At 73.7% G+C, this 13,975-nt stretch carries 12 protein-coding genes; 8 read left to right on the forward strand and 4 right to left on the reverse strand.

Features of this window, described 5'->3' with window-relative positions; all coding sequences use genetic code 11:
• The first annotated feature begins 29 nt into the window (after positions 1-29).
• The 5 genes from MXD59_RS09830 (at position 30) to MXD59_RS09850 (ending at position 7,218) form a co-directional block, all read left to right on the forward strand.
• Complete coding sequence (locus MXD59_RS09830; RefSeq protein ID WP_248824418.1) at positions 30-2,603, forward strand: FAD-binding oxidoreductase; 2,574 nt, start codon at positions 30-32, stop codon at positions 2,601-2,603.
• Between the two features lie 218 nt (positions 2,604-2,821).
• On the forward strand, positions 2,822-3,484 hold the full coding sequence (locus MXD59_RS09835) for a GNAT family N-acetyltransferase (protein WP_248824450.1): 663 nt from the start codon (positions 2,822-2,824) through the stop codon (positions 3,482-3,484).
• Entirely contained in the window at positions 3,484-4,305 is an 822-nt protein-coding gene (gene cruF / locus MXD59_RS09840; protein ID WP_248824419.1) for a bisanhydrobacterioruberin hydratase CruF, read from the forward strand. Before MXD59_RS09835 ends, cruF begins: the two co-directional genes overlap by 1 nt.
• 173 nt (positions 4,306-4,478) lie before the next feature.
• The gene (locus MXD59_RS09845; RefSeq protein WP_248824420.1) at positions 4,479-5,624 is read left to right on the forward strand and encodes a glycosyltransferase family 2 protein; all 1,146 of its coding nucleotides are present in this window, start codon (positions 4,479-4,481) and stop codon (positions 5,622-5,624) included.
• A 91-nt stretch (positions 5,625-5,715) separates the two neighbouring features.
• Complete coding sequence (locus MXD59_RS09850) at positions 5,716-7,218, forward strand: phytoene desaturase family protein (RefSeq protein ID WP_248824421.1); 1,503 nt, start codon at positions 5,716-5,718, stop codon at positions 7,216-7,218.
• 35 nt (positions 7,219-7,253) lie between these two features.
• Here the strand turns inward: MXD59_RS09850 and MXD59_RS09855 are convergent, their stop codons facing one another.
• Positions 7,254-7,865, reverse strand: coding sequence for a hypothetical protein (locus tag MXD59_RS09855; protein WP_248824422.1), 612 nt, complete (start codon positions 7,863-7,865; stop codon positions 7,254-7,256).
• A gap of 387 nt (positions 7,866-8,252) precedes the next feature.
• A complete protein-coding gene (locus MXD59_RS09860; protein ID WP_308301682.1) occupies positions 8,253-9,074 on the reverse strand; it encodes a CDP-alcohol phosphatidyltransferase family protein in 822 nt (273 codons plus the stop codon).
• 63 nt (positions 9,075-9,137) lie between these two features.
• Between MXD59_RS09860 and MXD59_RS09865 the strand changes: the two genes are divergently transcribed.
• Positions 9,138-9,428 (forward strand): hypothetical protein, encoded by a 291-nt coding sequence (locus MXD59_RS09865; protein ID WP_248824423.1) that lies wholly within the window; start codon positions 9,138-9,140, stop codon positions 9,426-9,428.
• Between the two features lie 7 nt (positions 9,429-9,435).
• On the opposite strand, the gene metF is transcribed toward MXD59_RS09865, so the two are convergent.
• Together metF and MXD59_RS09875 are read right to left on the reverse strand one after the other, a co-directional pair.
• Positions 9,436-10,332, reverse strand: coding sequence for a methylenetetrahydrofolate reductase [NAD(P)H] (gene metF / locus MXD59_RS09870; RefSeq protein WP_248815219.1), 897 nt, complete (start codon positions 10,330-10,332; stop codon positions 9,436-9,438).
• A 122-nt stretch (positions 10,333-10,454) separates the two neighbouring features.
• Positions 10,455-11,147: a DUF4097 family beta strand repeat-containing protein gene (locus tag MXD59_RS09875; protein WP_248815218.1), complete on the reverse strand. Its 693-nt coding sequence runs from the start codon at positions 11,145-11,147 to the stop codon at positions 10,455-10,457.
• Positions 11,148-11,170: 23 nt separating this feature from the next.
• On the opposite strand from MXD59_RS09875, the gene MXD59_RS09880 reads away from it, so the two are divergent.
• Both MXD59_RS09880 and crtI read left to right on the forward strand, forming a co-directional pair.
• Positions 11,171-12,274, forward strand: coding sequence for a polyprenyl synthetase family protein (locus MXD59_RS09880; RefSeq protein ID WP_248824424.1), 1,104 nt, complete (start codon positions 11,171-11,173; stop codon positions 12,272-12,274).
• Positions 12,275-12,444: 170 nt separating this feature from the next.
• Complete coding sequence (crtI, locus tag MXD59_RS09885) at positions 12,445-13,956, forward strand: phytoene desaturase family protein (protein ID WP_248824425.1); 1,512 nt, start codon at positions 12,445-12,447, stop codon at positions 13,954-13,956.
• Positions 13,957-13,975 lie beyond the last annotated feature (19 nt).

Raw genomic sequence — 13,975 nt, forward strand, 5'->3', positions numbered from 1 at the left:
CCCCGACGAACCGGGATGAAGTACATCGCATGTTGACGTCTCGCGATCAGGCACCCCCAGCCGCATCCGACCGCCGACGGACCCTGATCTCCACGGCGCTCGGCCCCCGGGCGGCCGGCCGGCTTGCCGACACCGCGGCCGTGACGTTGCGCCCCGACCTCGCCGGCAGCCCGGCGGAGCTCGTCGAGGCACTGGTCACGCTGCGCCCACACACCCTCGTGGTCGGCGCGAACGCGGTCGATGCCACCGTGCTGACCCGCTGGGCCATGGCCGTCCGGCGCACCCACGACCGCCGGTCGCTGCTGCTGGTGCGCCGCGGCACCTCACTGGCCGCCATCGATCTCGGCGTCGCCACCGAACTCGGTATCACCGTGCGTAACACCCCCGAGGTGAACGCCCGTCACGTCGCCCAGTTCGTCATCGACCGGCTGTTCCCGGCGCCCCCCACCGCCCACGCCCCCACCGGCGCATCCGGGACGGCCGAGGCGGGCAGCGCGGCGGCGGACGGTGCGCGTCCGATCCTGGGGCTCGTCGGCGCCGGCAACATCAACGGACGGGTGGCCAGAGCGGCCGTCGCCCGGGGCCACCGGCTGGTGGTGTGCGCGCCGTCGCTGGTGGCGGACCGGTCGGCCGCCGCCGTCTGGGCCGGCCGGCACCGGTTGCCCCTGGACCGAATCCAGGTGGCGGCCCGCGCCGAGGAGGTGCTCGAGGCGGCGAACGCCGTCAGTGTCGCGGTGCCACTGACCAGTTCCGGCCGGTGGGCGAGCGTCGACCTGCTGGACGCGGCCCGCCTTCGGACGTTCGGCGGCGACCGGCTGGTCTGCGTCAGCGAACCCGAGATCTGGACGGCGCAGGCCCTGCTCGATGCCTACGACCGGCGCGATCTCACCGTCGTGCTGGACAACGCCCCCCGCCTGCTCGTCGGCGTGCGCACCCTGCTCGCGAGCCGGATCCAGGCGGACGGCGGGGTGACACGCCCCGGGTTCACCCTGTGCTCCGCGGCGATGCGCGCCCCGGCCTGCGAGGCCGATCTGGACCAGGCCGTCCTCACCGCCCTCGGCCGAGCGGATCTGGACGATCTCACCGGGACCGAGCTGTTCCCACCCCCGGCCGCCACCGATGCCATCCTCACCGCCCGCGGCGCCACCAGCGTTGCCGCCACCGGCGTTGACCGCGTCAACGTTGAGGGCGGCAGCCCTGACATCGGCGCCGGCGCCGGTGCGGTGGACGGGCCGCAGGTGGTGGTGCTCGGCGGGGGGATCGTCGGCCTGACCACCGCCCTGCTGCTGCACGCCCAGGGACATCGACGGATTCTGCTGCTGGACGCCGCCCCCGCGGACCGCGCCGACCACGCCGAGCAGGGCACGACGTTCGGTGGGGCGAACGCCCGCCACCTGTCCGCGACCGAATCCCTGCCGCAGGCGGACCTCGGCCGCATCGACGTGCTCACCCGCTCCCCCGCCGCGGGTGGCTGGGCGCTGCGGGACCCCGCCACCCTGGATCCGGTCGAGGCGGCCTGGGCGCGGGCGTTCGCCGACCGCGCCGACCAGCCCGGTCTGCACGCCGCCACCGAGGACCTGGTGATCGCCCTGAACCGCCTCGGTCTGCGCGGCTGGTCGCATCTGTTCACCGGGGTCGAGGCGACCTGGCTGACGGGACTGCGCCAGGACAGCCGGCTCACCCGGGTCTACCTGGGCGGCGCCGACCTCGACGCCGGCGAGCAGCTGCAACGACGGGCCGGCGGCGATGTCACGCGGCTGTCCGACGAGGTGCTCCGGCGGGACTGGCCGGGGCTGGGCCGCACGATCCCGTTGCCCGGTGGGCCGCGCACCGTCGCGGGGGCGGTCGAGGTGGACGGCTACGCCGTCAACATTCATGATCTTGCCGGACGGCTGCTCCGACACCTCGTCGGTCTTGGTGTCGAGGTGCGGGCGGACAGCCAGGTGGACAGCCTCGAGGCGACCGGGAACGCGGTGCTGCTGCGGCTGGCGGCGGGCCGGCTGGTGCGGGCGGGCCAGGTCGTCGTCACCGTGGGTGGCCGTGAGCTGGTCCGCCTGTGCGGATCGGACTGGCCGGGCGCCGGCGCCGTCAGCCAGATGCTGGGGGTGTCGCTGACCCTGCCGAACCCGGGGCTGCACCGACCCGTGAAGATCCACGCCGGTGATCCGCTCGGTGTGATGAACGTGACGCTCTGCCCCGACGGGACGCTCATCCACGTCAGCGCCGGCTTCGGCTACCTGGGGCTGACCGCCCGCGACGCCGCCGCGGCGGCCGACGGCCTCGCCGAACTCCAGGAGAGCACCCTCGCGGCGGTGGGCGGTCTGTTCCCCGACCTGCACCGCGACGACGTCCGCGACATCCGGATCTGCACCCGTCCCGCTACCCCGGACGGGCTACCCCTGGTCACCGCCCTTCCTGGCCATGACGGTCGGGTGGTGATCGCCGCGGGCACCAACGCCGGCGGCGCCGTGCAGGCACCAGCCATCGCGATGTTGGCCGCTGACCTGCTCCAGGGCACCGCACGCTGCGCGGGACTGGCCATGGCGGGCGACCGGATCGGCCTGCCCTCCATCCGGGAGAAAGCGCCCTGCGCGGCAGAGTGACGACGTTACGTAGCAGGCGCTCCCGTCGGCCGGCGCCCTCGGCGATGGCCGCGTTATCGTCAGGCGATGTGAGGATGCGCCCTGGCCCGCTGGCCCGCCGGTACCGCCCTGCGGGCCTGTTCGGTGCCGGGCTGTGCGAGCAGGCCGCAGGGGGCGGACAGGAGGCGACGCCGGTGACCGACGTGGACATCAGCGTGGTCCGGTGGTCGTCGAGTCGTATGCGGGCCCGACTGGACGACGTCATCGGGGTGTACAAGGCGGCTTTCCTCGACCTGCACGAACCCGACCCCGTCCGGGCCGCCCGCGACCGCGCCCACCACGCGCGCCGCCACTTCGACCGTCCTGACCTGCGCGCCGTCGCCGCCGTCACCTCCGATGACACCCTCGTCGGCATCACCTACGCGTTGCCCGGCCTGCCCGGCCAGTGGTGGCACGACGTCGTCGTCGACGCGCTCACCGCCATCTCCCCGGGTTCGGCCCGGCACTGGTTGGACGACGTCCTCGAGGTCGTCGAACTGCACGTGCTGCCCGCCTACCAGGGCCACACCCTGGGCCGTCAGCTGCTGCGCGAACTGCTGCGCGACGCGCCGCAGCGCACCGCGGCGCTGTCCGCCCTCGAACCGCACGGCAGCCGCGCCCGCCGGCTCTACGACAGCGAGGGCTTCGTCCCGCTGCTCAGCGACTTCCAGTTCCCCGGCACCGTCACCCCCTACGCCGTGCTCGGCAAGGAACTGGCCGGCCCCGTCCCGGAACCCGCCCCGCACAGCACCGTCACGCACAGCAGCGTCACGCAGGGCAGCGTCAGCCAGAGCGCGACCGCGCGGGGCGCTGCCGGCGACGGGCATGCGCCGGGCACCGGCAGACCGGCGCCCGTCCGCTGATGTCCGCCCGCCCGGTGTCCCTGACACCCCGGGCGCCCCACCTGCTGGCCGCGGCCACGATCCTGGCGCAGATCGCCTACCCGCTGATGCCGGACCACGCGCTGGACGCCCTCACGATCATCGTGGTGGTGCTCTTCTTCCTCACCAGCACCACCCACGCGGCCGTCACCCGCGGGCTGGCCTGGACCGCCGGCTACGTGGTCATCGCCGTCGGCGGCGGGCTGGGGGTGGAGCTGCTCGGAGTCCACACCGGCATCCCCTTCGGCCACTACACCTACGGGACGTCACTGGGCCCGCGGGTGTTCGGTGTCACCGCGGTGATACCGCTGGCCTGGGCGATGATGGCCTACCCCACCTACGTCCTGGTCCGACGTCACCGGCGGACCCCCGACCGGGCCGCCCTGCTGGGCGGCCTGGTCCTCGCCACCTGGGATCTCTTCCTCGACCCGCAGATGGTCGAGGCCGGCCACTGGACCTGGGCGGCCGCAGGGGGACCGGCCCTCAACGGCATCCCGATCTCGAACTTCCTCGGCTGGCTGCTGGCCGGCACGGTCATGATCGGCGCCCTGCTCGCCCTGCCCGACCGCACACCTGAGCCCGAGCCCACGTCCGCGCGCGCATCCGCGTCCGAGGGTGTTCCACTGGTGATGCTCTGCTGGACGTATCTGTCCTCGGTGCTGGCGAACCTCACGTTCTTCGGCCGTCCGGGAGTCGCGGCGATCGGCGGGATCGCCATGGGCGCGACCCTTGTGCTCGCGCTGCGCCGCTGGCGCAGCGATGTCCCGGCCCGCGACCCGGCCGGTCCGCGAGCGCGCCGGTGAAGCGCCCGCGCTCCCCGGCGACACCGTCGCCGCCGGACAGCCGGTCGGCGGCCCCTCGGTTCGCGGCCACACGGTTCGCGGCCACACGGTTCGCGGCCACACGGTTCGCGGCCACACGGTTCGCGGCCACACGGTCGGCGACCACGTGGTCGGCAGCCGCCTGGTCGGCGGTCGTGCGGTCGGCGGCGGTCGCCTCGGTGTGCGTCGCGGTGCACACGGCCTGCAACGCGCGGCTGCTGCGGGTCGCCCCACCAGCCACGACCGTCCCCGAGGGTGTTTCGGTGATCCTGCCGGTCCGCGACGAGGCCGGCCGCCTCGACGACTGTCTCGCGGCCCTGCTCGCCGCCACCCACCTGCCCCGGCTGGAGATCCTCGTCTACGACGACGAGTCCACCGACGGCACCGACCGGCTGCTCGCCGCCTGGGCGGACCGCGACCCACGCGTCGTCGCCCTGCGTGGCGGCGCGCCGCCGGCCGGCTGGCTCGGCAAACCGCATGCCTGCGCGCGGGCCGCCGCGCTCGCCCGTGGCAGCGCGCTCGTCTTCGTGGACGCCGACGTGACGCTGGCGCCGGACGGGCTGGCCCGGGCCGTCCTGCTGCTGCGCGCCACCGGACTCGACCTGATCTCGCCGTATCCGCGTCAGGCGGCCGGTGGGATCGCCGAACGGCTCGTCCAGCCGTTGCTGTCCTGGCTGTGGCTCGCGCTGCTGCCGCTGCGGATCGCCGAGCGAAGCCCGCGCCCGTCGTTGTCCGCGGCCGGCGGACAGTTCCTGTGCGTCGACGCGGCCGCCTACCGGCGGGCCGGCGGGCACGCCGCCGTGCGCGACCAGATCATCGAGGACGTCGCCCTGCTGCGCGCCGTCAAGCGGGCCGGCGGACGGGGCGTCGTCACCGACGGCACGCCGCTGGCCGACAACCGGATGTACACCGACTGGCTGTCCCTGCGCGACGGCTACGCCAAGTCGCTGGCCGCCGCCGGTGGCAGCCCGGCGGCCAGCGCCGCCCAGGTCGGCCTGCTGGGCTGGCTGTACGTGTTGCCGGCGCTCGCCGCCCTGCGCGGACGCCCCGCCGGTGTCCTCGGCTACCTCGCCGGCGTCACCAGCCGGACGATCGCCGCCCGCCGCACCGGCGGCCGGGTCTGGCCCGATCCGCTCGCCCACCCGGTCTCGATCGGCCTGCTCGGCTACCTCACCACGGTGTCCTGGTGGCGTCGCCGCCGCGGCCAGGCCACCTGGAAGGGCCGCCCGGTCACCGCGTCCACCGATCGGTGGATGGGCGGGGTCCACCCGATGGAGCACCCGGAGCAGCCGCCCGGGTGAGGTGGGAATCCGCGATCCCGCGGGACCGTCCGCATCGCGGGTCGTCCAGCCCGGGCCGTGCGGGTCGGAGCCGGGTCGTAGAGTCGGCTCCGTGGCCCAGGTGGTGGTGATCGGTGCCGGTGTGGGCGGGCTGGCGGCGGCGGCCAGGCTGGCGGCGGCCGGGCATGAGGTCACCGTCTGCGAGCAGAATCCGGCGGTGGGCGGCAAGCTCGGGTGGTACGAGCGCGACGGCTACGGCTTCGACACCGGCCCGTCCCTGCTGACCATGCCGCACGTGTTCGAGGATCTGTTCGCCGCGACCGGCGGCCCCCCCGGCCAGGACGAACTCGAGTTGCGTCGGCTCGATCCGATCGCCGCCTACCGGTTCGCCGACGGCACCGTCCTGGCCGCACACGCCGACGAGGAGGCGTTCCTCGCCGAACTCGACGCCCGGCTCGGCGCACCGGCCGGCGCGGACTGGCGGCGCCTGGCCGCGCGGGCCGCGCGTGTCTTCGACGCGGCCGAACGGCCGTTCCTGGCCAGTCCGGTGCGGGCGGCCGGGCTTGGCCGGCTGGCCTGGGCGGCACCCGGGGACATCCCGGCGGTCGCGCCCTGGCGCAGCCTGCGCGGGCTCGGCCAGTCGATGGTGCGGGACCCGCGGCTGCGTCTGATGCTGGACCGTTACGCCACCTACTCCGGGTCCGACCCACGGCGGGCACCCGCGGCGCTGGTGTCGGTCCTGCACGCCGAACGCCGGTTCGGCGGTTGGTATGTGCCGGGTGGGCTGCGCCGGCTCGGTGCGGCGATCGACGCGCGGGCGCGCCGCTGCGGGGCCCGGGTCCTGACCGGCACCCGGGTGCGTGCGGTGACGTGCACGCCGGGCGGGCGGGTCGACGGTGTCCGCCTCGCCGACGGCATCCGGCTGCCCGCGGACGTCGTCGTCGCGAACGTCGACGCGGCGGCGCTGTACGGCGGGATGCTGCCGTCGGGGCTCGGCCGGGCCGGGCGCCGTCAGGTGCGGCGGGCGAACCGGTCGATGTCGGGGTTCGTGCTGCTGCTCGCCCTCACCAGGCGGCCACCCGGCTCCACCCGCCCGCTCGCGCACCACACGGTGACGTTCCCGGCGGACTACGACGCCGAGTTCGACGCGGTGTTCACCGGACAGCTACCCACCGACCCGGCGATCTACCTGCACACCCCGGACGACCCGGCCTGCGCCCCACCGGACGGCGAGGCCTGGTTCGTCCTGGTCAACGCCGCGCCGCACCTGCCCTCGGCGGGTGAGGCCGGGCTGGACTGGGATCGGCCGGGGCTCGCCGACGGCTACGCGCGCCATGTGCTGGACCTGCTGGCGGCCCGCGGGTTCGACGTGCGGGACCGGCTGCGCTGGTACGAGACGATCACCCCGGCCGATCTCGAGCGGCGCACGGGGGCACCCGGCGGGGCGATCTACGGGACGGCCTCGCACGGTGCGCGTTCGGCGTTCCTGCGCCCGCCGAACGCGACCGCCGTCAGGGGCCTGTTCCACGTCGGCGGCTCGGCGCATCCCGGTGGCGGCCTGCCGCTGGTGGTGCTGTCGGCGGCGATCGTCGCCGACCTCGTCGGCCCCGCCTAGAACATCCGGCGGGGCCGACGAGACCCGGTGCGGTGCTACAGACCGGCCCGCACCAGGGCGACGGCGACGACGTTGCTCACGTAGCGACCGCCCTTGGTGTCCTTGGGCGCGGTCAGCCGCGGACCGGCGGTGGCCAGCGACGTGCCGTCCTCGGTCACGGCCAGCAGGCTCGCGGTGTTACCGAAGCCGGGGTCGATCTCGGGGAAGGACACGACCGACTCGTAGTTGTCGCTGGCGTGGACGACCACCGCGTAGCGCAGCGAGTCGTTCTTCACGTCGGCCCGGAAGGACGGCTTGGCCGCCTGCAGCACGTCGTAGAGCAGCGGCCCGGTGTAGGTGTGGGTCTGCGGGCCGGCGCCGCTCTGGAAGGTGACGGTCTGGGTGTGCTGCGGGTACCTGGTGGCAAGGTCGTTGACGCTGAGCACCAGCGGATGCGCGATCCGCCCGAGCAGCAGCACCCGGCCGGGAGCGGACGGTACGGCCTTCGCCAGCGGGGCCGCGTCCGAGGCCGCCGGGGCGGCCGGGGGCGGGGTGGCGGCCTGCGCGCCCCAGCTGGGCAGCAGGCTGAGGGTCACCGCGGTGGCAAGCGCGAAAACCGCGGCGACCAGACGAAGTGGGGACGATCTGCGGGCGATCTGCGACAGCATCTTTTCCCGAATCCTTTATCGCGGGGTGGGCGGCTCGACGCCGAACCCCGCGGCCAGGACCATCGTGATCGGCGAAACGAGCATACGGCCGGATCGTAGCAATACGTCCGCAAATTCGGCAGGAAAAGGAGACATCTACCGCGAATTCGGTTCCGCAATCCGCCGCCCCAGTTAGCCTCCGCAAACACTCAGTACACAAATCAAGATCGCCGCGGATAGCCAGCAATCAGCCACCAACACTCGTCCCACGACCACGCACCGGCTGGCCATCCCCGCACGCCTCGCCCGCATGGCGACACCTCCGTACGCCGGCGGCGACCAAGCCTGTAGGGCGACACCTGCGCACAGGCGACACGTCCGTACGGCGACCACGTCCGACGTCGATGCCTAGGACGGCGACACGTCCGGCGTCGGTGGGGCCGGCGATGGTGGCGGTGGTGGCGATGGCGCTGGGCCGGCGGGGGGCGGTGCGCCGATGAGGGCGGTTCGAAGCGTGACGGTGAGCTGGAGCAGCCCGATGGCGCAGACCACGACCGTCGCGGTGGCCGCGACGACGGCGGCGACGTCCGCAAGGCCGGGCACGAGGCCGGCGCCCACCAGGCCGGCACCGGTCACGATCATTCTGGTCGGGCGCTCACCCACCGTCACTACACCGATCTCACCGAAACCGGCGTTCCCGGCCCGCGCCCGGGTGTACTCCAACAGCCCGAGCAGACAGCCGGCGGCGACCAGCAGCCCCCCGGGCGCCCCGAGGCACCACAGTCCGACCAGGCACAGCACGTCACCACAGCGGTCGGCGACCGAGTCCAGGACATAACCCCACGCGGTGGACCGTCCGGTCAGCACCGCCACCGCGCCATCCACGCTGTCCGCCACGCCGCCGAGGATCAGCGCGACCAGGCCGAGCAGCGGCCACCGCCCACCCACGACCGACGCGGGCACCACCAGCGCGGTCAGCACAACCCCACCAGCGGTCACCGCGGACGGCGCCACCCGCCGGACCGCCAGCGGGCGCGCGATCCGGTGGACGAACGTCAGGAACGTCCGGACGAGCCACAGCCCCGAGCGGACGTCGTACCCACCGTGCAGCTGCGACCAGCGAGCGAGATAACCGTCAAGATCGAGACCACCGGCCGAATCGGGATGGCCGGCAGGGTCGGGACCGGCCGAATCGGGGCGGCGAGCGGGATCGGGGGCGGGCTTCGGCACACATCCATGAAACAGCGAGGACAGGACGGTGGCCGGGACGTAGGGTCACGGGCAGGGGGTGCCGTGACCGAGCAGGCGACCGGAGTGGTGGAGCACATCGAGGATCTCGACGTGCCAGCCGTGTTCACGCCCCACCGGGATCAGGTGATGCTCGCCGTGCGCGTCCCCTCGGTGTTCAGCACCCTCGACCTGGGGCTGATCACCCAGGTCATCGACGCCGCCAACCAGGCGGGATTCTCCCTGGCCCGCACACAGTCGTTCCGCGAGGACTGGCTGCTGTGCGTGTTCGACTCGTACGCGGCGGTGTTCGCCCGGCCCGCGACGCCCCCCACACCCACGTCCAGCCCCACCTGACAGCGCGCTAGCGGACGGCCTGGAAGATCTCCCGGGTGGCGCTGGAGCGGTTCAGGGTGATGAAGTGCAGGCCGGGCGCCCCACCGTCGAGCAGGCGACGGGAGAGTTCGGTCGCCACGTCGACGCCGACGGCGCGCACAGCGGCCGGATCGTCGGCGACCGCCTGCAGACGGTCCACCAGGTCGCTCGGCAGGGCGGCACCGGACAGCTGCGCCATTCGCACGATCTGCGACACGTTCGTCACCGGCATGATCCCGGGGATGATCGGCTTGTCGCAGCCGAGCGCCCGGACCCGCTCGACCAGGCGGAAGTAGTCGTCCGCGCCGAAGAAGAACTGGGTGATGGCGTAGTCGGCGCCGGCGTCGAACTTGGCGACCAGATGACGGGCGTCGGTGTCGAGATCCGGCGAGCGGGGATGCTTGTCGGGGAAGGCCGCCACCCCGACGCAGAAGTCCCCGGCCGCGCGGACCAGGCTGACCAGTTCGCTCGCGTACTCGAGGCCCTGCGGATGGGCGGTCCACGTCCCCTGCGGGTCACCCGGCGGGTCGCCGCGCAGCACCAGCACGTTGCGCACCCCGGCACCGGCGTAGTTGCCGATCACCTGACGCAGCTCGGCGACGGAGTGGTTGACCGCGGTGAGGTGCGCGATGGGGGTGAGCGTGGTCTCGGTGGCGATCCGCTCGGTCACGCGGATCGTGCCGTCCCGCGTGGAGCCGCCGGCACCGTAGGTGACCGAGACGAAGGACGGGCGCAGCGCCTCGATCTGGCGCAGCGCCGTCCACAGCTGCCGTTCTCCCTCCGACGTCTTCGGCGGGAAGAACTCAAAGGAGAACGACGGTAGCCCCGCGGCGAGGAACTCGGCCATCGTTGTCGGTCGCGCGCTCACACTACGAACCGCCGTCATCCTCCGAGCGTAGCCCGCCGGAGACCACGCCTGGGAACAGCCCCCGCCGGCAGCGGCCGGCCGGCGGCCAGCAGGCCGGTCAGGGACGACCACCGACGGACCACGGGCGGTCGGGATGGCCGTCAGATGGGCAGCGGGCCCAGCGGTGCGGTGGTGCCGACCTGCACCCGACCGGAGATGGTGCGGGCCACCACGCGGTGGGCGGCGCCGGGCACCGCGGTGAGGTTCAGGTCGACGCCACGCGGGTCGCCGGACTCCACGGCGACGTCGTAACGCTCGTCCGGGAGCATCACCGTCACCAGGCCGGTGTCACTCTGCGCGTGGACGTCCCGCGGCGGGCTGCTGAAGTGCAGGTTCACGTCGCCCTCACGGCTGCGGGCGGCGACGGGGCCGGCGCCGAGCTCCCGGCCGGCGATCGTGCCGTCCCGGGTGACCAGCGACAGCTCGCCGCCGACGCCCCACAGGGTGATCTCGCCGGTGAGCAGTTCGGCCCGCACCCGGGTACCGGCGGGCACCTGCAACCGGACCCGTACCTCACTGCGACGACCGTCGATACGCAGCACCGACCCGACGGTCGTCACGGTGGGTGCCGCCCGGCCGGGCCGACGGCGGACGGTGAGCTCGGCCCGGACGCTGTCCCGGGCCCGATCCGCCACCTCGACGCGGCCCGCCGCCATCATCAGCTCGACGGCGTCTATACCGTCAACGGTGTGGACGAGTTCGGCAGGTGGCAGTTTCAGCAGGGAAAGACCGCCGATCGCGGCGGCCAACAGGACCACGGCGATCACCACAACGAGCGTGTCGAACACGGGCACACCGCACCGTACCCCGGCCGTCGATGACGGACATCCGCGTTCGGGTGTCCGCGGTACTGCGTCAGTTCCTCGCCGACCGTGGGGTCACGCTGCTCGAGATCGACCCCGAGCTCGCTCCGTTCCTCGAGGTGGCCGAACAGGTGCTGCTCGGCGGCGGCAAGCGGCTGCGTCCGGCGTTCTGCTACTGGGGGTGGCGGGGCGTCGGCGCGGCGGACGGTCCCGAAATCGTGATGGCCGCCGCGTCCCTGGAAGTGCTACATGCCTGCGCGCTGGTGCATGACGATCTTATGGACGCCTCCGAGCTGCGCCGCGGCCGGGCGAGCGCGCACCGTGACCTGGCGCTGCGCCATCGCGCCCGCGGGCTGCCCGGTGACAGCGACCGGTTCGGGCAGTCGGCCGCCATCCTGCTCGGCGATCTGTTTCTGAGCTGGGCGGACGATCTGCTGATGGCCAGCGGCCTGGAACCGGCGGCGCTGCTGCGCGCCTGGCCGATCTACTCCCGGATGCGCACCGAGCTCGTCGCCGGCCAGTACCTCGACCTCAGCGGCCATCCCCTGGACCTTGGCAGTGACCCGCCCGCGCGCCAGGACGACGAGTCGTCGGCTCCGGATGGCCGACCGTCGGTGCGGATCGGACGGATCGCCCGGTACAAGACGGCCGGGTACACCGTGATCCGCCCGTTGCAGCTCGGCGCGCTGCTGGCCGGGGCGCCGCCGGAGTTGCTGGCGACGTACGCCGCCTTCGGCGCGCCGCTCGGCGAGGCGTTCCAGCTACGCGACGACATCCTGGATCTGTTCGGCGATCCGGCGGTGACCGGCAAACCCGCAGGCGAGGACCTGCGCAACGGCCGGCCGAACGCGTTGCTGGCGCTCGCCGCCCGTCAGCCGGACGCGACCGGGCTGCGGGCCCTGGTGGATCGGCCCGATCTTCCCGCGGCACTCGACCAGGCACGGGCGTTCGTCGTCAGCTGTGGTGCGCTGGAGCTGGCCGAACAGCGGATCGCGGCCTGCGCCGCAGAGGCCCTCGCCGCCCTGACCGCGGCCACGGCCTCCCCCGCCCCTCTGGACGCCACGACCTTCGACGCGCTGTCACGTCTCGCGGTCGCGGCCACCGTCCGGACACAGTAGGGACGACACCACGGCCGCCGCATCTCCCCGCCGCGCGGGCAGCTGACAGAGGCGCCCACAGACGCACGCACACAGACGCACGCACGCACACAGACGCACACAGACGCACGCAGACGGACGCAGGGACGCACGGGCGGGCAACCGGGCAGGCAGGCGGGAGGCGGGGCTTGATGCGCACGGTACAGGGGCCAACAGATCACATCGTCATCGTGGGTGCGGGCCTGGGCGGGCTGTCGGCGGCGCTGCGGCTGGCCGGGGCCGGACGGCGGGTCACCGTGCTCGAACGGGAGGCGGGCCCCGGTGGGCGCGCGGGCCGGCTCGCCCTGGGTGACTACCAGTTCGACACCGGGCCGACCGTGCTGACGATGCCGGAGCTGCTCGCGGACGCGCTGGACTGCGTCGGTGAGAACCTCGAGGACTGGCTGACCCTCACCCGGCTCGACCCGATGTACCGGGCGTTCTTCGCCGATGGTTCGTCGCTGGACGTGCGGGCCGACCCGGCCGACACCGCCGCGCAGATCCGCGCGCTGTGCGGGCCGGCGGAGGCCGCGGGCTTCGAACGGTTCGTCACGCTGGTGACGGACATGTTCCGGGTCCAGTTCGCGCACTTCATCGACGCTCAGGTGGACTCGCCGCTGACGCTGATGCGTCCGGCGCTGGCCCGGCTCGCCGCGCTCGGCGGGTTCCGCCGGCTCGCCCCGGTCGTCGACCGTCATCTGCGCGACGAGCGGACCCGGCGGCTGTTCTCCTTCCAGGCGATGTACGCGGGTCTCGCCCCGCACGACGCGCTGGCGCTCTACGCGGTCATCTCGTACATGGACTGTGTCGCCGGGGTGTACCACCCGACCGGCGGGATGCACGCCGTGCCCGAGGCACTGGCCGGCGCGGCCGCCAAACACGGCGTGACCCTGCGTTATGACACGACCGTGACCCGGGTGGAGGTCCACGGCGGACGGGCGGTGGCCGTGCACACCGCGGCGGGTGAACGGGTGCCCGCCGACGTGGTCGTGCTCAACCCCGACCTGCCGATCGCCTACGCCGACCTGCTGCCCCCGGGGGCGGCGCCACGGCGGCTGCGGCGGCTGCGCTACTCCCCGTCCTGCTTTCTGCTGCACGCCGGGGCCCGGGTGGACTACCCGCACACCGCCCATCACACCATCCACTTCGGCCAGGCCTGGCGACGCACCTTCGCGGAGATCATCGACCGCGGCGAGCTGATGAGCGACCCGTCCTTCCTGGTCAGCACGCCCTCGCGCAGCGATCCGACACTGGCCCCGGGCGGCGGGCACGCCTACTACGTGCTGTTTCCCACCCCGAACCTCACCGCCGGTCTGGACTGGTCGGTGCTCGGCCCGCGCTACCGCGACGAGGTCATCGCCACCTGCGAACGGCGCGGCTATCCGGGTTTCGGCGCGGCCATCGAGGTGGCGGCCACGACGACGCCGGCGGACTGGCGGGCCCGTGGGATGGCGGCGGGCGCGCCGTTCGCCGCCGCCCACACGCTGGGGCAGACCGGCCCGTTCCGCCCGGGCAACCTGGCGTCGGGGCTGGCGAACGTGGTGTTCACCGGCAGCGGCACCCGCCCGGGCGTCGGCGTGCCGATGGTGCTCGTCTCCGGACGGCTCGCCGCCGAGCGCGTTCTCGGACCGCGCCGCGACTACCGCTCCCGGGCCCTGCGCTGAGCGATAGTTCCTGAACAGG

Source organism: Frankia umida, from assembly GCF_023242945.1.
GTDB lineage: Bacteria > Actinomycetota > Actinomycetes > Frankiales > Frankiaceae > Frankia > Frankia umida.